Origin of the sequence: Novosphingobium aromaticivorans DSM 12444, from assembly GCF_000013325.1 — a bacterium.
GTDB classification, from domain to species: Bacteria; Pseudomonadota; Alphaproteobacteria; order Sphingomonadales; family Sphingomonadaceae; genus Novosphingobium; species Novosphingobium aromaticivorans.
Window position 1 is genome coordinate 1325447 of the sequence record NC_007794.1, and the last position, 24546, is coordinate 1349992.

The following is a 24546-nucleotide window of genomic DNA, read 5'->3' on the forward strand; positions in this document are numbered from 1 at the left end:
TCTTTCAAACTGGGGAGAGAAATTGCGCTTCCCCTTAGCAGAGGCGCGGCCCGGTGCAAGGCAGGCCGCCGATTCGCGCAATTTTTGGGTCCTTGGGACTGGACATCGGCGGTCCTTCCGGGGCAGACGTTTAAGTGACCGGTTAAAGCCGGGCGGATTCCATTTGGAGAGATGCGATGAGCGAGGCGGAAGTCCTTACCCAAGTCGATGGCAACGTGCTGGTCGTCACGATCAACCGTCCCGATGCGAAGAACGCGATGAACAAGGCCGCGGCCGAGGGCATCGCAGCGGCGATGGACCGGCTCGATGCCGAGGCGGACCTGCGCTGCGCGATCCTGACGGGGGCGGGCGGAACGTTCTGTTCGGGCATGGACCTCAAGGGCTTCCTGCGTGGCGAATCGCCCTCGATCCCGGGGCGCGGGTTCGGCGGGCTTTCCGAATGGACGCCAAAGAAGCCGATCATTGCTGCGGTCGATGGCTATGCGCTTGCGGGCGGCATGGAACTCGCGCTGTCGTGCGACCTGATCGTGGCCAGCGCTTCCTCGAAGTTCGGCATTCCCGAAGCCAAGCGCGGCCTTGCCGCCGCCGCCGGCGGGCTGATCAAGCTGCCGCGCCAGATCCCGCCGCGCATTGCGATGGAACTGGCCCTGACCGGCGACTTCATCACCGCCCAGCGCGCCTATGAACTCGGCTTCATCAACCAGGTTGTCGAAGGCCCGTCGCTCGACGCCGCCAAGGCTCTCGCCGCGCGCGTGGCCGAGAACGGTCCGCTGGCCCTGATCGCCTCGAAGGGGATCATCCGCGATTCGCACGAATGGACCGAGGCCGAGATGTGGAAGAAGCAGCAGGCTTACATCGCTCCCGTATTCTCCTCCAGCGACGCCCGCGAAGGCGCCGCCGCTTTCGCCGAGAAGCGCAAGCCCAACTGGCAGGGCAAGTAAAACCGGCAGGGAGGGAGCGCTGGTATGGGCGCGCCCTCCCGCCATCACCCCTGCGGCAGCATTTCCTCGACCACCCGGACATCTTCCGGGTTGTTCACTTCCCACAGCCCGCCCGGCGGCGCGGGCACGTCCACCAGCGTCACTGGCAGGCCCGCGTGTATGAAGCGCAGTTGCTCCAGCCCCTCGGCCAGTTCCAGTTCGCACGGCCCCAGCGCCACATAGCGGTCAAGCGCGGCGCGGCGGTAGGCGTATAGGCCGACGTGCAGGCGCAGCGGCATGGCCGACGGCGCGCCGAACGGGATCGGGCGCTTGCTGAAGTATGCGGCCGTACCGTCCCCCCGCGCTACGACGCACGTCCCGCCTACCCGTCCGGCTGCGCATTCGTCCAGCACGAGGCGTGCCTGCGCCTCGTCGCAACGGATGCAGGGCGTGGCGACTGCGGTCGCTGGGTCGTCGAACGCGGCCAGCAGCGCGTGGATCATTTCGGGCGGCACGAGTGGACTGTCGCCTTGCAGGTTGACCACGATTTCCGCTTCGCCGCCCCATCCGTCCGGTCCGATCGCCGCGAGAGCCGCCGCACAGCGCTCGGTTCCGTTGCGGCACCCTTCCGGCGTTAGCGCCACGCGCGCGCCGAACCCCTTGGCGACCCTCGCGATGCGCTCGTCGTCCGTCGCGAACACGACATTCTCCGCGCCTGCCGCAGCCACGCCCGCGCGCCAGGTCCATTCGATCAGCGGAGCGGCGCTGCCATCGTGCCTGCGCAAGGGGTGGAGCGGCTTGCCTGGGAAGCGATGCGATCCGTAACGCGCGGGAATCACGACCAGAACCTTCATGCGGGCACCTTCGGGGAAGCGGCGAGCAGTCGCGCCGTGACATTGTCGACCAGCATTTCGACCGCGCTCCTGCTGGCAATGCCGCCCCGCACGAGGCAGCGCGCATGGAGGACGCGCAGGAGCGCTGCCCACAGTTCCATGTCGGGCGGCACGGGGGCCCGCCAGAAGGCGTCGAGCGGCCCGCGATGGACGAGACCCGGAATGGCATAGACCGCGCTTCCCAGCACAGCGACCGGAACGCCGGCGTCGAGCGCGAAAGTGGCCGAAGTGGAATTCACCACCACCACGCCGCGCGATCCTGCCGCAAGCGTGGCAAGGTCCCCTCCGGAAAGGTGCGTCACGCGGCCCGCCACGCCATGCCTCCCGGCCATGCGGGCCAGCGCCGTGCGCCAGGAACGCCAGCGCGTGTCGAGCGGGTGTTCCTTGACCAGCAGCCGCGCATCCGATGGCGCGGTGCGGGCAAAGCTGGCGATCACCTCTTCCGCTGCCGCCTCCATCGAGGCGAAGGGCGAATGGGCGCGGATCTGGTAGTCCGATCCAAGTTGCAGCGGGAACAGGAAATAGCTGCCCGGTTCCGTCCGCCGCAGCACTCGCTCCGCGCGGCGGCGGTTCCGTCGCGCCAGCAGGAGCTTGCGGGCCCACGCAAGCGCCTCGAGCGCAAGCAGGCCGGGCCGGTGGGAGCGGTGGAAGGGATAGGCCGGCGCGCGCAGGACCGCATGGGTATAGTGGCGCAGCGTGTCGCGCAGGCGCCTGCCGAAGCTCGCGGTCACCGGCGGCAGTCCCTGCGGTAGTGAAGGGAGGTCCCGGGCAAGGGCCCTTATCGCGGCCGGGTCCTGCGGAAGGCGCGACCGGCCGTTCACGCCGTCGCGCTCCAGCGTCATCCAGTGCGGCCTGACGTATCCTTCTTCCAGCACGTGGATCCTGATGCCGAGCCGGGCTGCCTCGCCATGTGCCGCCAGATGCAACGGCCGACAGTCGCCGAACACGAGCAGGTCGGTCACGCCCCGATCCGCCATGAATGCGCGCACGAACGCACTCCAGTCCTCCGCTCGCCCCCGCCAGGCCGTGGCCGTTCCGGGCCAGTCCGCCGCGTCGCCGCCGTTGAGATTGACCCGAAGCGTCTCGCATCCCTCGCGTCGAAGCCTTTCGGCAAGCAGCGCAAAAAACGGCCCCGGCGGTCCTTGCAGGAACAGGAAGCGCCTCAGTTCCATCGTGCCGCGCGCCGCACAGAGCCCCACCTCCGGCGCAGGCCGACCAGCAGTTCGCTGCCCATCCCGGCCCCTCCGGCAACGCGCTCCACCGCAACTTCCACCGGGCAGGGAAGCCGGGTCAGCGGGTCGAGGTAACGCGGATGCAGCAGCAGCGCGGCCGCAACCAGCTCATCGATGCTGCGTCGTGCCATCCTGCGCGCAGGGACGGGCCCGAGATCCGTGGTCAGCCCCCAGCCTGCGTAGAACGGCACGCCATGGGTCACCACGCGCTTGCCCCGCAGCAATGCCTCGAATCCCGCAAGCGACGTGATGGCATGGACTTCGTCGGCCGCTTCGATCAGCGCCGCGATTGGTGGCTCCCGCGCGACCATGTCGGCAAAGGCCAGCGCCTCTCCGTCGGGAACATGCCCGGCGCGGTGACCGGCGGTGACGTCCGGGTGCGGGCGGTAGAGAATGAACGCATCCGGCGCCGCAAGCCGGACGCGGCGCAGTAGCGCCATGTTGTCCAGCCCGGCCCCGCCAAGGCGCAGCGAGAGATCGTCGGCCACCTGTCCGATGACCAGCAGGTGCCGCCGCGCCCCGCCTGGCCGAGCGAAGCGCATGCTCGATGCGCCGTACTTGCCGATGCCCAGCGAAACGATTCGCGTCCGCAGCCGGGCGGCGCGCGCCAGCAGGTCGCCATCGAAGCCGCCCTTCGCAACCAGCCGCTCGACCCCGCTCGGCCCCGACGGGTCATAGTGCGCGAAGTCCCGCTCGACGACGATGGACAGCGGCGGCACGCAATCCGCGCCAAGGCCGGCCGAGCGGATGAAGCCGTCCTCGATCTCCAGCCGCTGCCCGCCGCTGGCGTCGATTGCCCGCAGGGCCCTTGTTGACGTGCGGGCGCGCCATATCGCGGTCGTTCCTCCGGGCGCCAGCGGCTGATCGAATGGAACGTCGCGTCTTCCGTCCCAGAGAAGCGGGGCCAGCGCCGCGCGCTTCCACCTCGCGATTCCCTGGATACTGGCGATCTGCCGGTTGGCGCTGAAAAGCCTGCGCCATGACGCGAACAGTTCGATGGCGGTCCGGGGCGAGGGCGGCGGCCCGCCGAAGGGATCGACGAGTGCCCATCCTTCGAGAAAGCGGCGGCGCAGATCCTCCTCAGGATATGCGGAGCCGCTCAGGCCGAGACGATCACACATGCGGCGCAGTTCGGCCGCGTCGATGTCCAGCCTTGCTCCGGCTCTGGGCTGCTGGAGGCATGCAGGGCTGCTGCCCGGGAACCGGGGAACTTCCAGCAATGGCCTTGGTGATGGAGAAGGCATGGCGCCTTCCCGTTAGCGGGCCGGCGGTCCGGACTCGATCAAAGTCGGTTCGATAACGGACATGAAAAAACCCCGCCGAAGCGGGGTTTTCCGATGGTGGGCGTAGCAAGGATTGAACTTGCGACCCCTACGATGTCAACATAGTGCTCTACCACTGAGCTATACGCCCGCACCATCAGGCTCCCTTCGGTCGCTTCGGCCCGGTTCAACCGGACGTTCACGTCGTCGGGAAGCGCGCCATTAGCTTCCGCCATTTTCGAAGGCAAGGGGGAAATTGACGGAAATTCCGTGCGACCAGCAAACTGGCGGTTTCAGGGCTGGCGCGTGCCCGCGAATGCCGCGTCCTCGAACACCCGTTCGACTTCCATGACCAGGTCCTTCAAGTGGAACGGCTTGGAAAGCACGCGCGCCTGCGGTGCCTCTCGGTTTGCCTTGAGGGTGACGGCGGCGAATCCGGTGATGAACATGACCTTGGTCGCCGGGCTGATCTCCGCGCAGCGCTGGGCCAGTTCGATTCCGTCCATCTCCGGCATGACGATGTCAGAAAGCAGCAGGTCGAACTGCTCGCGTTCGAGCAGGGGGATGGCGGCGGTGCCGCGATCGACCGCAGCCACCGAATATCCGGCGTTCTCGAGCGCGCGCGTAAGATAGGTGCGCATCGCCTCTTCGTCTTCGGCGAGCAGTATCCGGATCATGGCCAACCTTGTCTGTCTTGTCGTTGTGCGGTTCGGGCGGCGACCATCGGTGCGCCCAGGCAGCTTATATCTCGAATTCGGTTAAGAATTCCCGGACAGCGTAACCGGACCTTCTTTTGACTTCATCGCGAATCGGTTGCACCCTTGTGCAATGCATCATCCGGGCGACCATGGGGGCGATTCGACGCAGGTCCAGGGAGGATCGGTGCCTGGAAATCCGGGCGTACCGGCCTATACCCTGAAGCTGACGGACCCTTCACCGATCCCGGTCGTGATCGCAGTTCCCCATGCCGGGCGCGCCTATGCCAAGTCGCTACTGGACCGCATGCGCCATCCCGGCTTTGCCGCGCCGCGTCTGGAGGATCGCTATGCCGACCTTCTGGGCGAAGCGGTCTCGCGCCACACGGGGGCGGCACTCCTGATCGCCCATGCCCCGCGCGCCATGCTCGATCTCAACCGGGCGAGCGATGACGTCGATTGGGAAATGCTTGGCGGCGCCCCTGCCGATGCTTCGGCGGCGCCCAGTGCCTTCGGGCGGCGTGCCCGCAGCGGCCTCGGCCTGATTCCGCGCCGCCTTCCGGGGCTCGGCGAATTGTGGAAGCGGCGGCTCGATCATGGCGAACTGACGGAACGCATCGCCTCGATCCATCAACCCTATCACGGCGCGCTCGCCGCGACGCTGGAGCAGATTCGTGATCGCTGGGGCGCGGCACTGCTGGTCGATCTCCACTCGATGCCGCCGCTTGCCGCGCGCTCGCCGGGAGAGAAGGCGCCCGAATTTGTCGTGGGTGATCGCTTCGGTGCGTCCTGCGATGGCGGGATTGTCGCCTCGGCGTTCAGCTACCTTACCGAATCGGCCCGCCGAGCGGCGCATAACCGGCCATACGCCGGTGGCTACGTGCTGGAACGCCATGCCTGTCGCCACGAAGGCCTGCACTGCCTCCAGCTCGAGATCGACCGCACCTGCTACCTCGATTCGCGCATGGCAGAGCCCGGTCCCGGCTTCCAGGCCACCGTCGAGCTTCTCATCGGCCTGGTACGGCGCCTCGCGGTCGACGTAGCCGATCTTGGCCGCACCTCGGACCGGGGCCGCTGGCGGGCCGCTGCGGAGTAGGCTGCCGGACGTCCGGCGCGTCCACGCCGCCTAGGTCCTGACCCTAATCTTTTCGACAGAATCCGTGCGCACCTGCGCTATCCACCGCACGCAAGAAAAAACCACCTGGAGACATGCTCCAGGTGGCCAAGGTTCAGGGAGGAGGTGCACCGAAGTGCACCAGTCACGCCGGGCCATGAGGGGAGCCGCGACGCAACATGATCTAAATAGGGGACCCTCGGGCCTGCCGCAAGGGGGTTTGCGTGAAATTTGCAACACCGGAAACAAAAAAGGCGACAAGCTGAGTGCCCGTCGCCTTTTTTGTTGACCTGTTGCCCGATTGCAGGGCGGCCGTTTACTCGGCCGGAACCGGGGTCGCCGGGATCGGGCCCTTGCCCATCTGGACCTGCGCGCCGAAGATCTGGCTGATCAGTTCGAGCGAGAACAGGTGAGCATAAAGCAGCGGCAGGAGCCCGCTTTGCGCCCAGCCGCGCAGCACGTCGCCACGGGTTTCGCGCAGCTTGTCCTGGTTGACCATCTGGAAACCGCGATAGATGAACGGCTGTTCGTTGCCCTGCTGCTGGATGGCGACTTCGCCTTCCATCAGGAGGTCATGCTTCTTCAGTTCGTCGATGAAGGCCTGCGTACGCTGGCCGGCCTGTTCGAACTGTTCGCAGAAGCCGAGCGCGGCCTTGGTCGCTTCCGAAGGCTGGCCGTCGGAGAAAAGCTCCACGCCGTCGACCGAATCGCCGATCAGGCCGGACGAGGGATCGAAGCACAGCGACAGCTCTTCGCTGTTCGGGTTGAGCTTGGCGAGGAGGAACGGATAGCGGCGGACATAGGCCGGGATGTAGACCGGCTGCGTGACCTTGCCGTCCTCGTCGACGAACACGTTCACGCCTTCGTTAAGGCCCATCAGGGCCAGCGGAACGGGGTTGTCGCCCGATGCGAAAATGATCGGGTAGTGGCGCGCGGCCTGCGGAAATTCCTCTGCCGTCAAGGGGATGGCGTGCTGGCCGATGAGCCAGGGGGCCGCATCCGCATTCTTCGCCTTCCACGCGGCGTGGTCGCGGCTGTTGAGCGGCATAAGGTCGTTGTAGAACATCGGCAGGTTGGCTTGCGGCGCGCTGGCCATTGTGCATCTCTCCAAGATCAACAGGTAACGCGCGGCTGACCGCGGTTCTTGCGGGAACCGCGGTTCTTAGGGACTGGGAAACCGCCGCGCAAGCCGCGTCACACCAGCTTTCCGGGGTTTAGCAGCCCTTTGGGGTCAAGCGCCCGCTTGATCGCGCGCATCGTGGCCAGCATCACCGGGTCGCCCAGCCGGTCGAGTTCGTCGCGCTTCAGGCGGCCGATGCCGTGTTCGGCCGATATCGATCCGCCCCAGGCTGTCACCATGTCGTGGACCTGCGCGCTGATCGCCTTGCCGTCGCCCGCCTCCCACGCCGCCCGCTCGCTGCCGGGTGGGGCGATGACGTGGAAGTGGACGTTGCCGTCGCCCAGGTGCCCGAAGCACACCGCCTGCGTTCCAGGCCAGTCCGCCTCGAGCTGGGGCACCGCCGCCTCGACGAAAGCCGGCATCTTCTCCACCGGCACCGAAATGTCGTGCTGCATGGCGGGGCCGATCGCGCGTTCGGCGGGAGAGATGGTCTCGCGGATCAGCCACAGCCGCTCGGCCTGGTCCTCGCTCGCCGCGATCGTCGCGTCGGCCACGAGACCGCGCTCGAAGGCCTCGGTCAGCAGGCGCTCCGATATCTCGGGCAGCCGCGCGGCGGTCTCGGCGTCTCCCGCCACGAGTTCGATCAGCGCATGCCACTCGTGCGGCCCGGCCAGGGGCGCGCGGGCATCCGGCAGGTAGGCAAGCACCGCCTCGAGGCTGTGCTGCGGCAGGACCTCGAAACCTTCCAGCAGGCTGCCGGCCATGTCGCCCGCCAGCAACAGCAGGGCGCGCGCGTCGTGCAGCGATGCGGTTCCCGCCCACATCACCGAACGGCCCGCGATTCCCGGCTCAAGCTTCAGCGTCGCCGCCGTCACGATCCCCAGCGTTCCTTCCGACCCGATCAGCACCTGCTTCAGGTCGAACCCGCGGTTGTCCTTCTTGAGCGGGGTGAGCTGGTTCAGCACGGACCCGTCTGCCAGCACCCCCTCCAGTCCCAGCACCAGCGCGCGCATCGATCCGTGGCGCAGGACCTGCGTGCCCCCCGCATTGGTCGAGACCAGCCCGCCCACGGTCGCCGAACCCTTGCCGCCCAGCGACAGCGGAAAGCGCAGCCCTTCCTTCTCCGCCGCCTCGTGAAGCACCTGGAGGATGACGCCGGCCTCGCACGTCGCGGTGCGCGCGGCCGGGTCCAGCGCAAGGATGCGATTCATCCGCCGCAGCGAGAGGACGAGTTCGGTTCCGCTCTCGAATGGCGTCGCGCCGCCCGACATGCCGCTGTTTCCGCCCTGTGGCACGATCGGCACGCCGTGTTCGGCACACAGCCTGACCAGCGCCGAGACTTCCGCCGTGCTGGCCGGCGAGGCGAGGGCGAGCGCCTTTCCGGTATAGCGCCCGCGCCAGTCCGTCAGCCACGGTGCCATGTCTTCCGCCGACGTCGTCAGCCCCTTGGGCCCGAGCAGGCGGGCCGCTTCTTCCAGAAACGCGCTGTTCATCGCACACCGGCTATTGCCACCCTGCCAACAGGGCAATTCATTTTTCCTTTTCGCCGGGTTAAGCCGGCGTTCAAGCCTCGGGACTAGGGGTGGGGACGCGGCGGAATTGGGCGGGTCAGGGCCGCCGCTGTCGCAGAGGGGTCGAAGAGAGTCTAATCGCGCACCATGCCGAGCATTGCCCATCTTCTTGCCCCGCTGGCACTGCTCCTTCCGTTTTCGGCTGGCGAGCGGGTGGCGACCGAGGCTCTCGGCTCCGAATGGGTCGGTGCGATGATTCCGGTCGGCTCGCCGCTGGTCGACAGCGCGTCCGAACCCGGCGCCTTCTCCGAGTTTCTCGTCGAGGGTCTCGGCGACGATGGCTGGAACCAGGTGCGCATCGAGCAGCGCATGATCATCCGCATCGCGCCGCGCGGTCCCGGTCAGGTCTTCGCCGCACCGCCCGGGCCGCCGCAGCCGCTCCGCTTCTACGAGCGCAAGACCTCCAAGTGCCTGCCGATCGCCAACATTGCAGGCGTCCAGCTCGATTCCCCCGACCGTCTCCTCCTCGTCACCCGCAACCGCAAGCTCATCGGCGCAAGCCTCGACAAGTCGTGCCGCGCCCGCGATTTCTACTCGGGTTTCTATGTCGAGCGGAACGAGGACGGACAGCTCTGCGCCGGGCGCGACACGATCCATTCGCGCGCCGGAACCAACTGCGCGATCACCAGGTTGCGCGAGCTTGTCCCGGACGATGACTGAGGCCCTGCGCCGAGCGCGGATTTCTTGACTTTTCGGCCCATATCGTCTTAGCGGCGCATAGCGCTGGCAGCACCCCTCGAGGCATGCGGTCCAGCGCGGCGCACGAATCGCGCCGCCTCTTGCTTTCGGAACATTGCCTGCATGAAGTTTGCCGACCTCGGCCTCTCGGATGAATTGCTCAAGTCGGTACTGGACGCCGGCTACGACGAGCCGACTCCGATCCAGGCGCAGGCCATTCCCGCTGTCCTCATGATGAAGGACATCATCGGCATTGCCCAGACCGGCACCGGCAAGACCGCCGGCTTCGTGCTGCCGATGATCGACATCCTCGCCCACGGACGCCGACGCGCGTTGATGCCGCGCTCGCTGATTCTCGAACCCACGCGCGAACTGGCCGCCCAGGTCGCCGAGAACTTCGAAAAGTACGGCAAGAACCACGATCTCAAGATGGCACTGCTCATCGGCGGCGTGCAGATGGGCGACCAGGTCAAGGCGCTGCAGGAAGGCGTCGACGTGCTGATCGCCACGCCGGGCCGTCTGATGGACCTGTTCGAACGCGGCAAGATCCTCCTCACCGGCTGCGAGATGCTGGTGATCGACGAGGCTGACCGCATGCTCGACATGGGCTTCATCCCCGATATCGAGAACATCTGCTCGAAGCTGCCGACCACGCGCCAGACGCTGCTGTTCTCGGCCACCATGCCGCCGCCGATCAAGAAGCTGGCCGACAAGTTCCTGTCGAACCCCAAGTCGATCGAGGTGGCCCGCCCGGCGGCGACCAACACCAACATCGCCCAGTTCAAGGTCCGCAGCACCACCCGCCAGAAGCGCGAAGTCCTGCGCCACCTGCTGCGCACCGACAACGTCAGCACCGCGATCATCTTCGCCAACCGCAAGACGACCGTGCGTGAACTGGCCAAGTCCTTGCAGCGCCACGGCTTTGCCGCCGGCGAAATCCATGGCGACATGGACCAGAGCGCCCGCAACGCCGAACTCCAGAAGTTCAAGGACGGCGAAATCTCGATCCTGTGCGCGTCCGATGTCGCCGCCCGCGGGCTCGACGTGAAGGGCGTGAGCCACGTCTTCAACTTCGACACGCCCTGGCATCCGGACGATTACGTCCACCGCGTCGGCCGCACCGGTCGCGGCGGCGCCACCGGTCGCGCCTTCACGCTGGTCTCCGACGAGGACAGCGAATCGATCGAGAACGTCGAGAAGCTGCAGGGCACCAAGATCCCCGAGTTCAAGGTCGAACTCCCGGGCAAGGAAGAGCGCAAGCCGCGCGAATCCGGCGCCGAACGCGACGAAGAGCCCAAGCGTGGCAGCCGCCGCGAACGCCCCGCGCGCGAGGAACGCAAGCCCCGCGCCGAACGCGAATCTCGCCCCGAACGCGAAGCCCGTCCGGAACGCGAAGTCCGCGCCGAACGTGCTCCGCGCCGCGAGCCGACGCCCTACCGCGACCAGTCCGAGCCGCCGTCGAAGCCCGGCGAGTGGAACGGCCCGATCCCCGAGTTTCTGGCCGTCTCCGCGCTCTGAACAGCATCGCCCGGGGCCGGCGGTCCTGGGGTGCTTCGCCAAGCTGACAATGACGAGGCAGCACAATGCACCCGTCATTGCGAGGTCGTGCCGTTGAGATGATCCGGGGCGCCTGTGCGCCAGCCCGCCCCTAAATCCTAGCCAGCGAGCTTCACGAAGCTGTCGATCACGCGCTTCCGCCCCGCGCTTTCGAAATCGATCTCCAGCTTGTTGCCTTCCTGCTCGGCCACGGTGCCGTAGCCGAACTTCTCGTGGAAGACGCGCGCGCCCACGCTGATGTCGCTGCGCGGCTTGGCGGCAAAGCTCGCCGCGCTGCGGGTGGTTTCGGCGATCCGGCGCGGCTGCGGGTTGTAGGGCTGCGCGGCGGCGCGCTGCCAGCCCGGCCCGCGCGAGGCTCCGCGCGACGGCGTTGCCTGCGCGACATGGGCGAAGGGATCTTCGCGTTCGCTCCAGTTCGCCCGCCACATCGATGCGCCGCCCGATAGCGTGGTCTCTTCCTCGATGTGCTCCGCAGGCAGTTCGCCGATGAAGCGCGAGGGGATCGAACTGGTCCACTGGCCATAGATCTGGCGATTGGCGGCGTGAAGGATGGTGCAATGCCGCCGAGCGCGGGTGATCGCCACATAGGCAAGGCGGCGCTCTTCTTCCAGCGAGGCCAGGCCGCCTTCGTCGAGCGAGCGTTGCGAAGGAAACACGCCTTCCTCCCATCCGGGCAGGAACACGTTGTCGAATTCCAGCCCCTTGGCCGCGTGGATGGTCATGATCGTGACCTTTTCCTCGTCGGCCACGGCCTCGTTGTCCATCACCAGGCTGACATGCTCGAGGAAGTCCCCCAGCGTCTCGTATTCCTCCATCGCGCGGGCAAGTTCGGTAAGGTTTTCAAGGCGTCCGGCGGCCTCCGCGGTCTTCTCCGCCTGAAGGGCGGCGGTATAGCCGCTTTCGTCGAGGATCGTGCGCGCCAGTTCCGCCGGGACGAGCGACTTCGACGCATCGCGCCACCGGCCGAAGTCGCGCATCAGTGCTGCCAGCGTGCCCCGCGCCCGCGCCGGAAGCTCGTCGGTGTCGAGGATCTCGACCGATGCCAGCGACAGCGGAATGCTCCGCGCCCGTGCGTGGCGGTGCAGCTTCTCCAGCGTCTTGTCGCCAAGCCCGCGCTTGGGCGTATTGTAGATCCGCTCGAAGGCGAGGTCGTCCTGCGGGCTTGCGATGATCCGCAGGTAGGCGAGCGCATCGCGGATCTCCGCGCGCTCGTAGAACCGGAAACCGCCGACGATGCGATAGCCCAGCCCGATCTGGATGAACCTGTCTTCGATCGTCCGCGTCTGGAACTGCGCGCGCACCAGTATCGCCACACGGTCGAGCGGCGCGCCCTCGCGCTCCAGCCGTTCGATCTCGTCGCCGATCCGCCGCGCTTCCTCCGGCGCGTCCCACACGCCGATCACGCGCACCTTGTCGCCGCCGTCGACCTCGGTCCACAATGTCTTGCCGAGCCGCTCGGAATTCTCCGCGATCAGCCCCGATGCAGCACCCAGGATATGCGGGGTAGACCGGTAGTTCTGCTCCAGCCGGATCACCTTCGCGCCGGGAAAATCCTTTTCGAAGCGCAGTATGTTGGCCACTTCCGCGCCGCGCCAGGAATAGATGGACTGGTCGTCGTCACCCACCACGCAGATGTTCTTGCGGTTCTGCGCCAGCAGCCGCAGCCACAGGTACTGCACCGCGTTGGTGTCCTGGTATTCGTCCACCATCACGTACTTGAAGCGCTGCTGCCACATTTCCAGCACCTCGCGTTCGCGCCGGAAGATGTTGAGCATGTGCATCAGCAGGTCGCCGAAATCGCAGGCATTCAGTTCGCGCAGGCGATTCTGGTAGAGTGCATAGAACCGCTGGCCCTTGCCGTTGGCATAGGCCTCGTTTTCCAGCGCATCGAGGTCGGCAGGGTTGAGCCCCCGGTTCTTCCACTTGTCGATCAGCCCGGCGAGCTGGCGCGCGGGCCAGCGCTTTTCGTCAATGCCTTCCGCCACGACAAGCTGCTTGAGCAGCCGAAGCTGGTCGTCGGTGTCGATGATCGTGAAGTTCGATTGCAGTCCGACCAGTTCGGCATGGCGGCGCAGCATCTTCGCCGCGATGGCATGGAATGTGCCCAGCCAAGGCATGCCTTCCACCGCCGGTCCGATCAGGTTCCCCACGCGCTCGCGCATTTCGCGCGCGGCCTTGTTGGTAAAGGTCACGCACAGGATCTCGCTCGGCCAGGCCAGCCGCTGGCGCAGCAGGTTGGCAAGGCGTGCGGTCAGGGCGGCGGTCTTTCCGGTGCCCGCGCCGGCCAGCATCAGCACCGGCCCCTCGGTCGTCGTCACGGCCTCGCGCTGGGGCGGGTTCAGGCCATCGAGCCAGGCATTGCTGGCGTGCGGATTCGCGGGGACAGGGGAGGACATGCGTGAACAGATAGGGACCAAACGCCGCTGCGGCAATCGCCTTTGCCAGCAATCCGGGCATGGTGCGGTTCGTCCCGGATCGCAGTGCGGCCCGTCGCAAGTGCGGGAACCGGCGTGGCGCAGGCGCGCTTGGGCCTCCAGCTTCGGGCAAGAAAAACAATGGAGATTACGATGCGACATTATCTGGCCGCGAGCGCGCTGGCGCTCGCCATCGCGGGGTCGCCTGCCGTTCTGACCGCGCAGACCACGACCTCGACGACCACCGCCACGACGACCACGGACACGGCCGCGCCGACATCGACCACCACCACCACCACCTTTACCGTCACGGCGGACCAGCAGGCGCAGATCGACGCATGGGCCGCCGAACAGCGCGCGAAGTATCAGGCCTGGCCTTCGACCTACCAGGAATACTTCTGGTCACTCGACGCAGACCAGCAGAAGGGCTGGTGGGCGCTGACCGATGAACAGAAGGCGCAGATCTACGCGATGACGCCGGAACAGCGCACGCAGGTCTGGCCTTCGATCGTCGCGCAAGTCACCGGCCGCGCCGTGCCCTCGTCGGGCGCGACCCCGGCAACGCCGGCGCAGCCTTCGCCGGGCACCGGCACGGCGGCAACGCCTGCTACGCCCGCCACTCCGGCGCAGCCCGCCACGCCGCCCTCGCGCGGCATGTCAGGCGGCATGTCCTCGGGCATGCCCGGCAACATGACGCCTCCGCCGCCCGAGGCGATGAACAAGAAGTATCCCGTCTGCAGCAAGACCGTTCGCGACAACTGCCGCAATCGCGGCGGCGTCTGAACCGTCAGGACTTTCCCCGGAGGGGCGTCGGGCAACCGGCGCCCCTTTCGCGTTGCCCTGTCCTACAGCCCGGCGAGGTGATAGGCGGGGTGCATGGCCCGCTTCACTCTTCAATCGGAAAGTTCGATAAGATCTCTGCTTCTGATCGATCCGAGTTTTTCTCCTGGACAGTGTAAACTGTGTAAACCCCCCTGCGAAAATGGGGGAGTGATCCGATGAATCCGATTCGCCAGCACGGCCGCGTGCTGACCGCCAGCCTCGTCGGCACGGCGGTCGAGTTCTACGATTTCTATATCTACGCGACGGCGGCGGCGCTGGTCATCGGTCCGCTTTTCTTTCCCACGGAATCGCAGGCTGCCCAGACTCTCCTCTCCTTCATGACCTTCGGCCTGGCGTTCTTCGCGCGGCCCGTCGGGGCGGTGGCCTTCGGGCATTTCGGTGATCGCATCGGGCGCAAGTCGACGCTGGTCGCGTCGCTCATGCTGATGGGCGGATCGACGCTGCTGATCGCGTTCCTGCCAACTTATGCGATCGCCGGGTGGATCGCCCCGGCGCTGCTTTGCCTCCTGCGCTTCGGTCAGGGTTTCGGGCTTGGCGGGGAGTGGGGCGGGGCGGCGCTGCTGGCGGTGGAGAATGCGCCGCGCGGCTGGGAAGCGCGCTTCGGCAGCGCGCCGCAGCTTGGCGCGCCGTTAGGGTTCTTTTTCGCCAACGGCCTGTTCCTCCTGCTCGGCCTCGGCCTCTCGGACGCGGACTTTGCCGCCTGGGGCTGGCGCGTGCCGTTCCTTGCCAGCGCGGTGCTGGTCGGCGTGGGCTTGTGGGTGCGGCTGAAGATTGGCGAAACGCCCTCGTTCCGTGAAGCTATGGAAAAGGCGCCGCCGCCGCAGGTGCCCATTTCCCGCCTGCTGCGCGGTCACTCCCCGGCCGTCCTCGCCGGGATCGCCGGCGTGGTCGCGTGCTTCGCCATCTTCTACCTCGCGACGACCTTCGCCCTGTCCTTTGCCACGACCGCGCTGGGCTATGCCAAGCAGGAATTCCTTGCGGTCCAGCTTGGCGCCAACACCTTCTTCGCGCTCGGCATTCTCGTGGCGGGCTACTGGGCCGACAAGACTTCGGTCCGGCGTGTCCTCGGCACGGGCGCGGCGCTCACCGCGGTGCTCGGCATGGTCTTCGGGACCGGGCTGGGCTCGGGCTCGCTTGCGGTGGTCTTCGCGACGCTCGCCTCGTCGCTGTTCATCATGGGCCTTGCCTACGGGCCGCTCGGCGCGTGGTTGCCGACGCTCTTTCCGGTGTCGGTGCGCTACACCGGCATTTCACTGGCGTTCAACGTCGGCGGGATCATCGGGGGCGCGCTGGCGCCCTTCGCCGCGGCCTGGCTCGCGGGAGTGGGGGGCACCGCCTATGTCGGCGTGTTCCTGACCCTGGCTGGGGCGATGACGCTGGCGGGCGTACAGTTCTCCCCCCGGGGGGCCGAACCCGGGGAGGCGTGAAGGCGGCTACTTCAGCCGCATCAGCGTAAGCAGCGCCTTGCCCACCTTGCGCTGCGCGTCGACGGTGCAGACCTTGACCTCGGGCACTTCCTTGACGGCGGTCTCGAGGCTGATCCACGTCGCCTCGCCGATCCAGCCCAGCCGGACCAGCCGGTCGATCGCGACAGCACCGGCACCGGTGCCATAGGGCGGGTCGAGCATGACGAGGTCGAGCGGCTGCTTCGCCGGTCCCAGCGTCAGCACCGATGCGGCGCGCACGTCGCACTGCGGGGCGCAGCGCAGCGCGGCGATGTTGGCGCGGATCGCGCGGACGGCGGCGGGATCCTGCTCGACGAACACGGCCGACGCGGCCCCGCGCGACAGGGCTTCAAGCCCCAGCGCGCCGGACCCGGCGAACAGGTCGGCCACGGCCAGCCCCTCGAACCCGCCCAGCCTGCTGGCGAGCATCGAGAACAGGGTTTCGCGGGTGCGGTCGGCGGTGGGGCGGGTGGTATCGCCCTCGGGCGCACGCAGCGGACGGCCGCGCCATTCTCCGGCAATGATTCTCATGCTGTCTTCAGCGTCTTCCGAAAGCGTTCGACCATGACCTGCGGGATTTCCTCGGCGGCGCCGCGCGGCAGGTCGGCCAGTTCGAACGGGCCGTACTTGGTGCGCAGCAGGCGCGAGACCTGGAGGCCGAGATGCTCCAGCACGCGGCGCACTTCGCGGTTCTTGCCTTCGGTCAGGGTCAGCTCGATCCACTTGTTGCGACCCGCACTGCGTTCGAGGTTCGCGTTGATCGAGCCATAGCGCACGCCGTCGATCTCGATGCCTTCCATCAGTTCCTCGAGCCGGGCCTGCGAGATGTCGCCGAATGTGCGGGCGCGGTAGGTGCGCGGAATGCCGGTCGACGGCAACTCGAGCGCGCGCTTCAGCTCGCCGTCGTTGGTCATCAGCAGCAGGCCTTCGGTGTTCACGTCGAGGCGGCCGACCGGCATGACGCGCGGAGTGCCTTGCGGCAGCGCGTTGCGCAGGGCCGTGTAGATCGTCGGCCGCCCGGTGGGATCGCGCTCGGCCGTGATGAGGCCCGAGGGCTTGTGGAAGCGGAACAGGCGCGGCGGGGCCATCGGCGCGACCGGCTTGCCGTCGACGCTCACGCCCTTGAGGCTGGTGAGCAGCGTGGCGGGCGTGGTCACGACTTCGTCGCCGATCTTCACGCGCCCTTCCTCGATCATCCGCTCGACCTCGCGGCGGCTGGCGATCCCGGCGCGGGCGAGCAGCTTGGCGATGCGATCGCCCTCACGCTCGGAGCCATCGGCGGCAGGCGCGCGCTTGGCGGCAACGACGGGCTGCGAGGTGCGGGGCGCGCCGCTGCGCATGGAAAAGGGCTTCTTGGCAGGAGCGGCGGGTCGTCCCGATCGGCCGGTCCTGTTCTTCGGGGGAAAAGTCATGGCCCGCCCCTTACGCGAGATCGCGCAATCCGTCACCCCGAGTCATCTGCATCTGGCGCCACGCGAATTGGCCGCTAGTCTGCCGCCAGCAACGAGGGAGCAAAAGCGTCGATGAGCGCAGAGACGGCAGACGAGCGTAGCCTGTGGGATTCGGTGCGGCCCTATCTTGAAAAGGAATCGCTGGCCGCCTTCTTCCTCGGCGTATCCTCGGGCTTTCCCTATGCGATGATCGGCGCGACGCTGACGACGCGGCTGGCGCAGGACGGGATCGACAAGAAGACCGTTACCGCCTTCACGCTGGCTTTCCTCGTCTACAACCTCAAGGTCTTCTGGGCCTGGCTGGTCGATGGCGTGCGCCTGCCGTTGCTGGGCAGGCTGGGGCAGCGCGTTTCGTGGATGCTGCTGGCAGGGTCGCTGGTCATGGCGGCGGTCGCCAACCTTGCGCTGGTCGATCCGGCGGCGGACCTTGGCGCGACGGTGCTTGCCGCCGTGCTGGTAGGCGTTGCGGGCGCGACGTTCGACATCGTGATCGACGCCTATCGCATCGAGACATTGAAGCCATATCAGCTCGGCACCGGTTCGGGCATGAGTCAGTACGGCTGGCGCATCGGTTCGGCCGGGGCGGGCGCGCTGGCGCTGATCGTGGCCGGGCGTTCGGGGTGGAGCGCGGCCTATCTTGCCTGCGCGCTCTTCGCGCTGCCCGCCATGCTTACCGCGCTGTTCCTGGGAGAACCCGCACGGCACCGCGAGCCGACCAGGCGGAAAGGCGTGGGCGAGGTCGTGGCATCGATCATCGGCCCGTTCGGCGAGTTCTTCCGCCGGCACGGCGCGTGGCTCGTCCTGCTGTTCATCCTCGTCCACAAGGTCGGCGACACGCTGGCGAACCTGACCTTCCGCCTGTTGTTCGACGACCTCGGCTTCACCAACGACGAAATCGCCATCTGGGACGTGGGCGTGGGCTTCTGGGCCTACCTGATCGGCGTGTTCATCGGCGGCGTGGCCTATGCCCGGATGGGACTCAAGCGCTCTGTCCTTCTGGCGCTGGTGCTGATGGCGGTGTCGAACCTGTCGTTCGCGGCGCTCGCGGCGGCTGGTCATTCCAACATCGGCATGGCGGGCGCCATCGGCTTCGAAAACATGGCCTCGGGTTATGGCGGCGTCGTCGTGGTCGCCTATTTCTCGGCGCTGTGCGACCTGCGCTACACCGCCGCGCAATACGCGCTGATTTCGGCCGGGGCGAGCGTGGTCGGACGTTTCGCCACCGGGACCACAGCGGGCGCGTTGATCGAGGGCATGGGCTACGTGAACTTCTACCTGCTTACGACCGTGCTGGCGCTGCCGGGCATCGTGCTGTTCTGGTGGATGAGCCGCAGCGGCCTGGTCGATGCGGCGATGGGCACGGCCGGCGAAGAGAAGTCGGACGCCGATCCGCTTACCTGAACTCCAACCTTCGCTCGACACGAACGGCAGGTCAGTCGGGAATCTCTTCGTTCAGGCGCAGCACTTCGCCTGCGAGGTAGAGTGAGCCGACGATCAGGACATCGCCTTCAGGCGGGAGCGCCGCGAGCGCCTCGGGCACGGTGGCGAAGCTGCCCACTGCAAGGCTCGTGAACGGCGCGAAGTCCTCCGGCTTGTGCGCGTCGTGCCCCGGCGCGGGGACGACCGAGATCGACAGGGCCCGGTCCGCCAGCGGCCTGAGGATCGCAGACGGGTCCTTGTTTGCCAGCATGCCCATGATCAAGTGGACCGGCGGCTGCCCTTCCAGATGCCGCGCGATGGCCCGGCCCGCATCGGGATTGTGGCCGCCATCGAGCCAGATCGTGCGATTGCCGGCCAACGCGCCGAGCGGGCCATGGCCCAGCCGTTGCAGGCGGGCGGGCCAGCGCGCATCGACGATGCCCTTGCCGACCGCGCCGAGATGGACCTGCACCGCGTTCTGATGGCGGATCATGGCGACAGCCAGCGCGGCGTTTTCCGCCTGATGGACGCCGGGCATGGCGGGCAGGGGCAGCGGCAGTTCGCCGCGTTCGTCGCGGTAAAGGATCGAGCCGGCGATTTCCGCGTCCCAGTCGCGTCCGCGCATGATGAGCGGTGCGCCGAGCCGGGCGGCGGTGCGCGCGACCTCATCGGCGGCAAGCGGGGGGTAGGCCATTGTGACCAGCGGCACGCCGGGCTTGGCAATGCTGGCCTTTTCGAAGGCGATTCTCGCCAGCGGTTCGGTGGGCACACCATCTTCGGGCGAGAGCAGGAAGGCTTCGTGGTCCAGCCCCAGCGTGGCGATGCCGCACACAGCCGCCGTGGGCATCACGTTGGTTGCGTCGAGCCTGCCGCCAAGTCCGGTCTCGATCACGCAGGCGTCCGCCGGCGTGCGGGCATAGGCGAGGAAGGTGGCGACGGTGGTCACCTCGAAGAAGCTCGGCTCGAGGTCCGCGCCCGCATCGAGCACTTCCTTGAGCAGGTCCGCCAGCAGTTCGTCCTCGATCAGCTTGCCGGCGAGACGGATGCGTTCGTTGTAGCGGACGAGGTGCGGCTTCGTGGCGGAGTGGACCGTCAGGCCCTCGGCCTCGAGGATGTAGCGCAGGTAAGTGCAGGTGGAGCCCTTGCCGTTCGTCCCTGCAACGTGGAACACCGGCGGCAGGCGGTCCTGCGGATTGCCGAGCCGGGCGCAGAGTTCGCGCGCGGTATCTAGGCCAAGCCGCCCCGATGGGAGCGACAGCGCGCCGAGGCGGTCAAGCTGCGCCTGGACCGCCGGGTTTTCGGAGATTGCGAAGTCCTTCAAACCATCCTCTCCGGAGCGGGGAGGATGGCGCTCACGCCGCCGCCTTGCCCGCCATGAGGAAGTCGATGACCTGCGCCAGGGTGGTCTTGAGGTCGCGGCGGTGGGTGACCATGTCGATCATGCCATGAGCGTGGAGGTACTCGGCGCGCTGGAAGCCTTCGGGCAGCTTTTCGCGGATCGTGTCCTGGATGACGCGCTGGCCGGCAAAGCCGATGAGCGCGCCGGGTTCCGCGATCTGGACGTCGCCCAGCATGGCATAGCTGGCCGTGACGCCGCCCGTGGTGGGATCGGTCAGCACGACGATGTAGGGCAGGCCAGCGGCATGGAGACGCGAGATCGCGACCGTCGAGCGCGGCATCTGCATGAGGCTGAGGATGCCCTCCTGCATGCGCGCGCCGCCAGCGGCGGTGACGGCAACGTAGGGGCACTTTTCCTTGATCGCCCGCTCGGTGCCGGCAACGAAGGCATTGCCGACCGCCATGCCCATGGAACCGCCCATGAAGGCAAATTCCTGCACGCCGACGACAGCCTTCTGGCCTTCGATGCGGCCGAAGGCATTGGTCAGCGCATCGGGATGGGGGTTTGCGGCGCGGGCCGCCTTGATGCGGTCGACGTACTTCTTGGTGTCGCGGAACTTGAGCGGGTCTTCCTTGACCTTGGGGGCGGGAAGCAGCTCGTACCCGGCATCGAGCAGCTGTTCGAGCCGTGCGTTGGCACCGATGCGACCGTGATGGTCGCAGTGCGGGCAGACCGAGAGATTGTCCTCGTACTCCTTGGTGAACAGCATCTCGCTGCACGAAGGGCACTTGATCCACAGGTTGTCCGGCGTGTCCCGCTTCGGCGTGAAGGGGAGGGCGTTGCGGACCTTGTTGAGCCAGCTCATGCGATTTCCTTGCGGGCAGAGTGGACGGCAGCGGCAAGCGCGGCGGTAAGTTCCTTCACCGGACCTGCCGCATCGGCGCCATGCCGGGCGACCAGATCGACCAGTGCCGAGCCAACGACGACGCCATCGGCCACCTTGGCGATTGCGGCAGCCTGTTCGGGCGTGCGCACACCGAAGCCGACCGCGACCGGGATCGTGGCGGACTGCTTGATGCGGGCAACCGCCTCTTCGATCGAGGCCTGTGCCGCCTGCTGCATGCCGGTGATGCCTGCGACCGAGACGTAGTAGAGGAACCCGGACGAGCCTTCGAGCACGGCGGGGAGCCGCGCCGCATCGGTCGTCGGCGTGGCGAGGCGGATCAGCGAGACGCCCGCGCCGCGCAGGGCGGGGCCGAGTTCCGGGTCTTCCTCGGGCGGGATGTCGACGCAGATCACGCCATCGACCCCGGCCTTCACGCATTCGGCGGCGAACCAGTCGGGTCCGCGCGTGACCATGGGATTGGCATAGCCCATCAGCACCAGCGGCACTTCCGGATGACGTGCGCGGAAATCGGCGGCGATGCGGAAAACGTCGGCCGTCTTCGTGCCGGCGCCGAGGCTGCGAAGGTTGGCGAGCTGGATCGCGGGGCCATCGGCCATGGGATCGGTGAAGGGCATGCCCAGCTCGATCACGTCGGCGCCGCCTTCGACGAGCGCGTCGAGGATCGCATCCGTGGCGCCTGGCGTGGGATCGCCGCCGGTGACGAACGTGACGAGGGCGGGGCGGCCCTTGGCGAAGGCGTTGGAAAGACGGGTCATCAGAGCGACACCCCCAGATGTTCGGCCACCGAGAAGATGTCCTTGTCGCCACGGCCGCATAGGTTGGCGAGGATGATTTCGTCCTTGCCCATGGTCGGGGCGACCTTCTTGACCGCCGCGATGGCATGGGCCGGTTCGAGCGCGGGGATGATGCCTTCGGTGCGGCACAGGAGCTGGAAGGCGTCGAGCGCCTCGGTATCGGTGACCGAGGTGTAGTCGACGCGGCCGATTTCCTTCAGCCAGGCGTGTTCCGGGCCGATGCCGGGATAGTCGAGGCCAGCCGAGATCGAGTGACCTTCGGTGATCTGGCCGTCCTCGTCCTGCAGCAGGTAGGTCTTGTTGCCGTGGAGGATGCCGGGGCGTCCGCCCGCGAGGCTGGCGGCGTGCTCCTTGTCGAGGCCGTGGCCGGCGGCCTCCACGCCCAGCATCCTGACGCTCGGGTCGTCGAGGAAGGGGTGGAACAGGCCGATGGCGTTGGAGCCGCCGCCGATCGCCGCGACCAGAAGGTCGGGCAGGCGGCCGGTGCGGGAGAGCATCTGCGCGCGCGCTTCCTTGCCGATCACGCTCTGGAAGTCGCGGACCAGTTCCGGATAGGGGTGCGGGCCCGCGGCGGTGCCGATGATGTAGAAAGTGTTGTGGACGTTGGCGACCCAGTCGCGCAGCGCCTCGTTCATCGCGTCCTTCAGCGTGCCCGCGCCCGCCGTGACCGGCACGACTTCGGCGCCGAGCAGCTTCATGCGGAACACGTTGGGCGCCTGGCGGGCAACGTCGGTCGCACCCATGAAGATCACGCAGGGCAGGCCGAAGCGCGCGCAGACGGTGGCGGTGGCCACGCCGTGCTGGCCCGCGCCGGTCTCGGCGATGATCCTGGTCTTGCCCATGCGCATGGCGAGCAGGATCTGGCCGATGCAGTTGTTGATCTTGTGCGCGCCGGTGTGGTTCAGCTCGTCGCGCTTGAACCAGACCTGTGCTCCGCCCAGCTCCTCGGTCAGCCGCGGCGCGAAGTAGAGCGGGCTCGGGCGGCCGACATAGTGTTCCAGGAGGTCGTCGAACTCGGCCTTGAACGCCGGGTCGGCTTTCGCGGCGTTGTACTCGCGTTCGAGATCGAGGATCAGCGGCATCAGCGTTTCGGCGACGTAGCGACCGCCGAACTGGCCGAAGTGGCCGCGCTCGTCGGGCAGGTTGCGGAAGCTGTTGGGAGTCTGGGCGGTCATGTTGCGGCGCTTGGCAGAGGGCGCGCCGCTTGTCCAGATTTGCAAAAGCCGGCCCTTTGGGGCAGAGGGCCCATGCTGCATTGCGGAAAGCTGCACGCGCCGTTCATCCTGGCGAAAGCTGCGGGGACTATTTGCAGTCCCGCTACGTCATGAAGGCGGCTCCGAAAGGGGTCGCCTTTTTGTGCGCAAGTAACGGTTCAGTTGATTTGCAGACGAGCCATAATTGTTAGCAACACGAATGTTGCGTTTTGGTCACAATCTTGGATCGTTCTGAAAAGTTTGTGATTTTCGTCATTGTCTCCAGATTGGTCGAATACTACCTGCCGCCTCGCCCCCATCAAAGAAGGGGCCAATGTCAGGAGTATAAAAACATGCGTCTGGTTCTTCTCTCTCTCGCCGCTTCGCTCGTTGCCGCGACCCCCGCTCTCGCCGCTGGCGACGCCGGTGCCTACGTCGGCGTTGGCGTGACCCACGACAACCTCGCTTCGTCGGGTGACGACGAAGGCGTTGGCATCAACGGCGTTGGTGGCACCGTGTTCGCCGGCTACAACTTCGACCTGACCTCGTCGGTCTATGCTGGCGTCGAAGCCAACTTCGACCTCGCGACCGCCAAGATCGGCGACGACACCGACAGCCTCGAAGCCGACTACGCGTTCGGTGGTTCGGCCCTGCTCGGCTTCCGTCCCAGCGACTCGACCGCCCTGTACGGCCGCGTCGGCTACCAGCGTGGCCGTGGCACCCTGACCGTCGACGGCACCGAGTACTCGGATTCGGCTGACGGCCTGCGCCTCGGTCTCGGCCTCCAGGCTGACCTGACCGAAAAGCTGGGCGTGCGCGTTGAATACAACCACACCCACTACTACGGCGAAAACGGTTCGACCGGCCTGAACAACAACCAGGCTGCCGTTTCGCTCGTCTACGGCTTCTGAGCCGGCGCACGGGGTCGCAAGGCCCCGTGAAAGCGAACAGGATGCGGGCGGTCTCCTTCGGGAGGCCGCCCGTTTTCGTTCAGGATGCTGCCGCTGCCCGGCGTCAGGCGCCGCGGGCGTTCAGGCAGAAGGCGCGGATGAGTTCGGCGTCCTTCACTCCGGGCGCACTTTCGACGCCGGACGAGACGTCGACCAGCGATGCCCCGGTGCCGCGCACGGCCTCGGCCACGTTGGCGGGCGAGAGGCCCCCGGCAAGACCCCACGGCAGCGGGCCGCGATAGGCGCGCAGCAGGTTCCAGTCGAAGGCGAGGCCGAGCCCGCCCGGAAGCGCCGCGCCCTTGGGCGTCTTGGCATCGAACAGGATGAAATCGGCCGTGCCGGCGTACAGGTCCGCCCTGGCGATGTCGTCGGGGCCGGCGACGGACATGACCTTCCACACCGGCTTGCCGAAGCGGGCGCGAAGCTGGGCGGCGCGGGCCGGGTCTTCCTTGCCGTGAAGCTGGATCGCGTCGAGCCGGGCGGCGGCGACGGCATCGGCAATGGCATCGTCGGCGGCATCGACGAAAACCCCGACGCGAACGAGGTGTCCTTCGGCCTGCGCGGCAAGCGCCGGCGCCTGCCCGAGGTGCAGGAAGCGCGGGGAGGGGGGGAAGAAGTTGAACCCGACGTGGGTGGCGCGCGCGTGGATCGCCGCGTCCAGCGCATCACGCGTGGTGACGCCGCAGATCTTGATGGCCGATGCGGGGCGCGTGTCGTTCATGGAGCGGCGCGTTAGAGGCAACGCGCCG

The 24546-nt window shown here is 67.3% G+C and carries 22 protein-coding genes and 1 tRNA gene; 8 read left to right on the forward strand and 15 right to left on the reverse strand.

Going from position 1 to position 24546, the window contains the following annotated elements; genetic code table 11:
- The first annotated feature begins 176 nt into the window (after nt 1–176).
- Nucleotides 177–941: a crotonase/enoyl-CoA hydratase family protein gene (locus tag SARO_RS06415; protein WP_011444941.1), complete on the forward strand. Its 765-nt coding sequence runs from the start codon at nt 177–179 to the stop codon at nt 939–941.
- A gap of 44 nt (nt 942–985) precedes the next feature.
- On the opposite strand, the gene SARO_RS06420 is transcribed toward SARO_RS06415, so the two are convergent.
- From SARO_RS06420 to cpdR, 5 genes are all read right to left on the reverse strand, one after another.
- Nucleotides 986–1774 (reverse strand): 3-deoxy-manno-octulosonate cytidylyltransferase, encoded by a 789-nt coding sequence (locus SARO_RS06420; protein ID WP_011444942.1) that lies wholly within the window; start codon nt 1772–1774, stop codon nt 986–988.
- Nucleotides 1771–2985 (reverse strand): capsule biosynthesis protein, encoded by a 1215-nt coding sequence (locus tag SARO_RS06425; protein ID WP_011444943.1) that lies wholly within the window; start codon nt 2983–2985, stop codon nt 1771–1773. The genes SARO_RS06420 and SARO_RS06425 overlap by 4 nt, the downstream gene beginning before the upstream one ends.
- Entirely contained in the window at nt 2976–4289 is a 1314-nt protein-coding gene (locus SARO_RS06430) for a capsule polysaccharide biosynthesis (RefSeq protein ID WP_011444944.1), read from the reverse strand. The genes SARO_RS06425 and SARO_RS06430 overlap by 10 nt, the downstream gene beginning before the upstream one ends.
- Before the next feature lie 94 nt (nt 4290–4383).
- Nucleotides 4384–4458 (reverse strand) — tRNA-Val (locus tag SARO_RS06435).
- A gap of 142 nt (nt 4459–4600) precedes the next feature.
- Nucleotides 4601–4984: a cell cycle two-component system response regulator CpdR gene (gene cpdR, locus SARO_RS06440; protein WP_011444945.1), complete on the reverse strand. Its 384-nt coding sequence runs from the start codon at nt 4982–4984 to the stop codon at nt 4601–4603.
- Nucleotides 4985–5135: 151 nt separating this feature from the next.
- Here cpdR and SARO_RS06445 point away from each other — a divergent pair, with 151 nt between their 5' ends.
- The gene (locus tag SARO_RS06445; protein ID WP_041550203.1) at nt 5136–6098 is read left to right on the forward strand and encodes an N-formylglutamate amidohydrolase; all 963 of its coding nucleotides are present in this window, start codon (nt 5136–5138) and stop codon (nt 6096–6098) included.
- A 334-nt stretch (nt 6099–6432) separates the two neighbouring features.
- Here the strand turns inward: SARO_RS06445 and SARO_RS06450 are convergent, their stop codons facing one another.
- Both SARO_RS06450 and SARO_RS06455 read right to left on the reverse strand, forming a co-directional pair.
- Nucleotides 6433–7212, reverse strand: a complete 780-nt coding sequence (locus SARO_RS06450; protein WP_011444947.1) for a SapC family protein — start codon at nt 7210–7212, stop codon at nt 6433–6435.
- Between the two features lie 98 nt (nt 7213–7310).
- Nucleotides 7311–8729 (reverse strand): FAD-binding oxidoreductase, encoded by a 1419-nt coding sequence (locus SARO_RS06455; protein ID WP_011444948.1) that lies wholly within the window; start codon nt 8727–8729, stop codon nt 7311–7313.
- Between the two features lie 165 nt (nt 8730–8894).
- Here SARO_RS06455 and SARO_RS06460 point away from each other — a divergent pair, with 165 nt between their 5' ends.
- Together SARO_RS06460 and SARO_RS06465 are read left to right on the forward strand one after the other, a co-directional pair.
- Nucleotides 8895–9467 (forward strand): hypothetical protein, encoded by a 573-nt coding sequence (locus SARO_RS06460; protein ID WP_011444949.1) that lies wholly within the window; start codon nt 8895–8897, stop codon nt 9465–9467.
- 141 nt (nt 9468–9608) lie between these two features.
- A complete protein-coding gene (locus SARO_RS06465) occupies nt 9609–11003 on the forward strand; it encodes a DEAD/DEAH box helicase (protein ID WP_011444950.1) in 1395 nt (464 codons plus the stop codon).
- Nucleotides 11004–11140: 137 nt separating this feature from the next.
- Here the strand turns inward: SARO_RS06465 and SARO_RS06470 are convergent, their stop codons facing one another.
- Nucleotides 11141–13438 carry an ATP-dependent helicase gene (locus SARO_RS06470; RefSeq protein WP_011444951.1) on the reverse strand — a complete coding sequence of 766 codons (2298 nt, stop codon included), beginning with the start codon at nt 13436–13438 and terminating at the stop codon, nt 11141–11143.
- A 171-nt stretch (nt 13439–13609) separates the two neighbouring features.
- On the opposite strand from SARO_RS06470, the gene SARO_RS06475 reads away from it, so the two are divergent.
- Both SARO_RS06475 and SARO_RS06480 read left to right on the forward strand, forming a co-directional pair.
- Nucleotides 13610–14239 carry a hypothetical protein gene (locus tag SARO_RS06475; RefSeq protein WP_011444952.1) on the forward strand — a complete coding sequence of 210 codons (630 nt, stop codon included), beginning with the start codon at nt 13610–13612 and terminating at the stop codon, nt 14237–14239.
- Between the two features lie 215 nt (nt 14240–14454).
- Entirely contained in the window at nt 14455–15726 is a 1272-nt protein-coding gene (locus SARO_RS06480) for an MFS transporter (protein WP_011444953.1), read from the forward strand.
- 6 nt (nt 15727–15732) lie between these two features.
- Here the strand turns inward: SARO_RS06480 and rsmD are convergent, their stop codons facing one another.
- Nucleotides 15733–16275, reverse strand: a complete 543-nt coding sequence (rsmD, locus tag SARO_RS06485) for a 16S rRNA (guanine(966)-N(2))-methyltransferase RsmD (RefSeq protein WP_011444954.1) — start codon at nt 16273–16275, stop codon at nt 15733–15735.
- Nucleotides 16272–17156 (reverse strand): pseudouridine synthase, encoded by an 885-nt coding sequence (locus SARO_RS06490; RefSeq protein WP_041550204.1) that lies wholly within the window; start codon nt 17154–17156, stop codon nt 16272–16274. Before SARO_RS06490 ends, rsmD begins: the two co-directional genes overlap by 4 nt.
- A 111-nt stretch (nt 17157–17267) precedes the next feature.
- Between SARO_RS06490 and SARO_RS06495 the strand changes: the two genes are divergently transcribed.
- The gene (locus SARO_RS06495; protein ID WP_011444956.1) at nt 17268–18596 is read left to right on the forward strand and encodes an AmpG family muropeptide MFS transporter; all 1329 of its coding nucleotides are present in this window, start codon (nt 17268–17270) and stop codon (nt 18594–18596) included.
- Nucleotides 18597–18627: 31 nt separating this feature from the next.
- Here the strand turns inward: SARO_RS06495 and SARO_RS06500 are convergent, their stop codons facing one another.
- From SARO_RS06500 to trpB, 4 genes are read right to left on the reverse strand one after another with little or no spacing between them, the layout of a single operon-like run.
- Complete coding sequence (locus SARO_RS06500) at nt 18628–19935, reverse strand: bifunctional folylpolyglutamate synthase/dihydrofolate synthase (RefSeq protein WP_011444957.1); 1308 nt, start codon at nt 19933–19935, stop codon at nt 18628–18630.
- Nucleotides 19936–19966: 31 nt separating this feature from the next.
- A complete protein-coding gene (gene accD / locus SARO_RS06505) occupies nt 19967–20818 on the reverse strand; it encodes an acetyl-CoA carboxylase, carboxyltransferase subunit beta (RefSeq protein WP_011444958.1) in 852 nt (283 codons plus the stop codon).
- On the reverse strand, nt 20815–21615 hold the full coding sequence (gene trpA / locus SARO_RS06510; RefSeq protein ID WP_011444959.1) for a tryptophan synthase subunit alpha: 801 nt from the start codon (nt 21613–21615) through the stop codon (nt 20815–20817). Before trpA ends, accD begins: the two co-directional genes overlap by 4 nt.
- On the reverse strand, nt 21615–22829 hold the full coding sequence (trpB, locus tag SARO_RS06515) for a tryptophan synthase subunit beta (protein ID WP_011444960.1): 1215 nt from the start codon (nt 22827–22829) through the stop codon (nt 21615–21617). Before trpB ends, trpA begins: the two co-directional genes overlap by 1 nt.
- A gap of 371 nt (nt 22830–23200) precedes the next feature.
- On the opposite strand from trpB, the gene SARO_RS06520 reads away from it, so the two are divergent.
- Complete coding sequence (locus SARO_RS06520) at nt 23201–23758, forward strand: porin family protein (RefSeq protein ID WP_011444961.1); 558 nt, start codon at nt 23201–23203, stop codon at nt 23756–23758.
- 103 nt (nt 23759–23861) lie between these two features.
- Here the strand turns inward: SARO_RS06520 and SARO_RS06525 are convergent, their stop codons facing one another.
- On the reverse strand, nt 23862–24518 hold the full coding sequence (locus SARO_RS06525) for a phosphoribosylanthranilate isomerase (protein ID WP_041550205.1): 657 nt from the start codon (nt 24516–24518) through the stop codon (nt 23862–23864).
- Between the last annotated feature and the right edge of the window lie 28 nt (nt 24519–24546).

Coding starts and splice junctions, on each gene's coding strand:
- SARO_RS06415 (WP_011444941.1), top strand. CDS start 177: ATGAGCGAGGCGGAAGTCCTTACCCAAGTCGATGGCAACGTGCTGGTC.
- SARO_RS06420 (WP_011444942.1), bottom strand. CDS start 1,774: ATGAAGGTTCTGGTCGTGATTCCCGCGCGTTACGGATCGCATCGCTTC.
- SARO_RS06425 (WP_011444943.1), bottom strand. CDS start 2,985: ATGGAACTGAGGCGCTTCCTGTTCCTGCAAGGACCGCCGGGGCCGTTT.
- SARO_RS06430 (WP_011444944.1), bottom strand. CDS start 4,289: ATGCCTTCTCCATCACCAAGGCCATTGCTGGAAGTTCCCCGGTTCCCG.
- cpdR (WP_011444945.1), bottom strand. CDS start 4,984: ATGATCCGGATACTGCTCGCCGAAGACGAAGAGGCGATGCGCACCTAT.
- SARO_RS06445 (WP_041550203.1), top strand. CDS start 5,136: ATGCATCATCCGGGCGACCATGGGGGCGATTCGACGCAGGTCCAGGGA.
- SARO_RS06450 (WP_011444947.1), bottom strand. CDS start 7,212: ATGGCCAGCGCGCCGCAAGCCAACCTGCCGATGTTCTACAACGACCTT.
- SARO_RS06455 (WP_011444948.1), bottom strand. CDS start 8,729: ATGAACAGCGCGTTTCTGGAAGAAGCGGCCCGCCTGCTCGGGCCCAAG.
- SARO_RS06460 (WP_011444949.1), top strand. CDS start 8,895: ATGCCGAGCATTGCCCATCTTCTTGCCCCGCTGGCACTGCTCCTTCCG.
- SARO_RS06465 (WP_011444950.1), top strand. CDS start 9,609: ATGAAGTTTGCCGACCTCGGCCTCTCGGATGAATTGCTCAAGTCGGTA.
- SARO_RS06470 (WP_011444951.1), bottom strand. CDS start 13,438: ATGTCCTCCCCTGTCCCCGCGAATCCGCACGCCAGCAATGCCTGGCTC.
- SARO_RS06475 (WP_011444952.1), top strand. CDS start 13,610: ATGCGACATTATCTGGCCGCGAGCGCGCTGGCGCTCGCCATCGCGGGG.
- SARO_RS06480 (WP_011444953.1), top strand. CDS start 14,455: ATGAATCCGATTCGCCAGCACGGCCGCGTGCTGACCGCCAGCCTCGTC.
- rsmD (WP_011444954.1), bottom strand. CDS start 16,275: ATGAGAATCATTGCCGGAGAATGGCGCGGCCGTCCGCTGCGTGCGCCC.
- SARO_RS06490 (WP_041550204.1), bottom strand. CDS start 17,156: ATGACTTTTCCCCCGAAGAACAGGACCGGCCGATCGGGACGACCCGCC.
- SARO_RS06495 (WP_011444956.1), top strand. CDS start 17,268: ATGAGCGCAGAGACGGCAGACGAGCGTAGCCTGTGGGATTCGGTGCGG.
- accD (WP_011444958.1), bottom strand. CDS start 20,818: ATGAGCTGGCTCAACAAGGTCCGCAACGCCCTCCCCTTCACGCCGAAG.
- trpA (WP_011444959.1), bottom strand. CDS start 21,615: ATGACCCGTCTTTCCAACGCCTTCGCCAAGGGCCGCCCCGCCCTCGTC.
- trpB (WP_011444960.1), bottom strand. CDS start 22,829: ATGACCGCCCAGACTCCCAACAGCTTCCGCAACCTGCCCGACGAGCGC.
- SARO_RS06520 (WP_011444961.1), top strand. CDS start 23,201: ATGCGTCTGGTTCTTCTCTCTCTCGCCGCTTCGCTCGTTGCCGCGACC.
- SARO_RS06525 (WP_041550205.1), bottom strand. CDS start 24,518: ATGAACGACACGCGCCCCGCATCGGCCATCAAGATCTGCGGCGTCACC.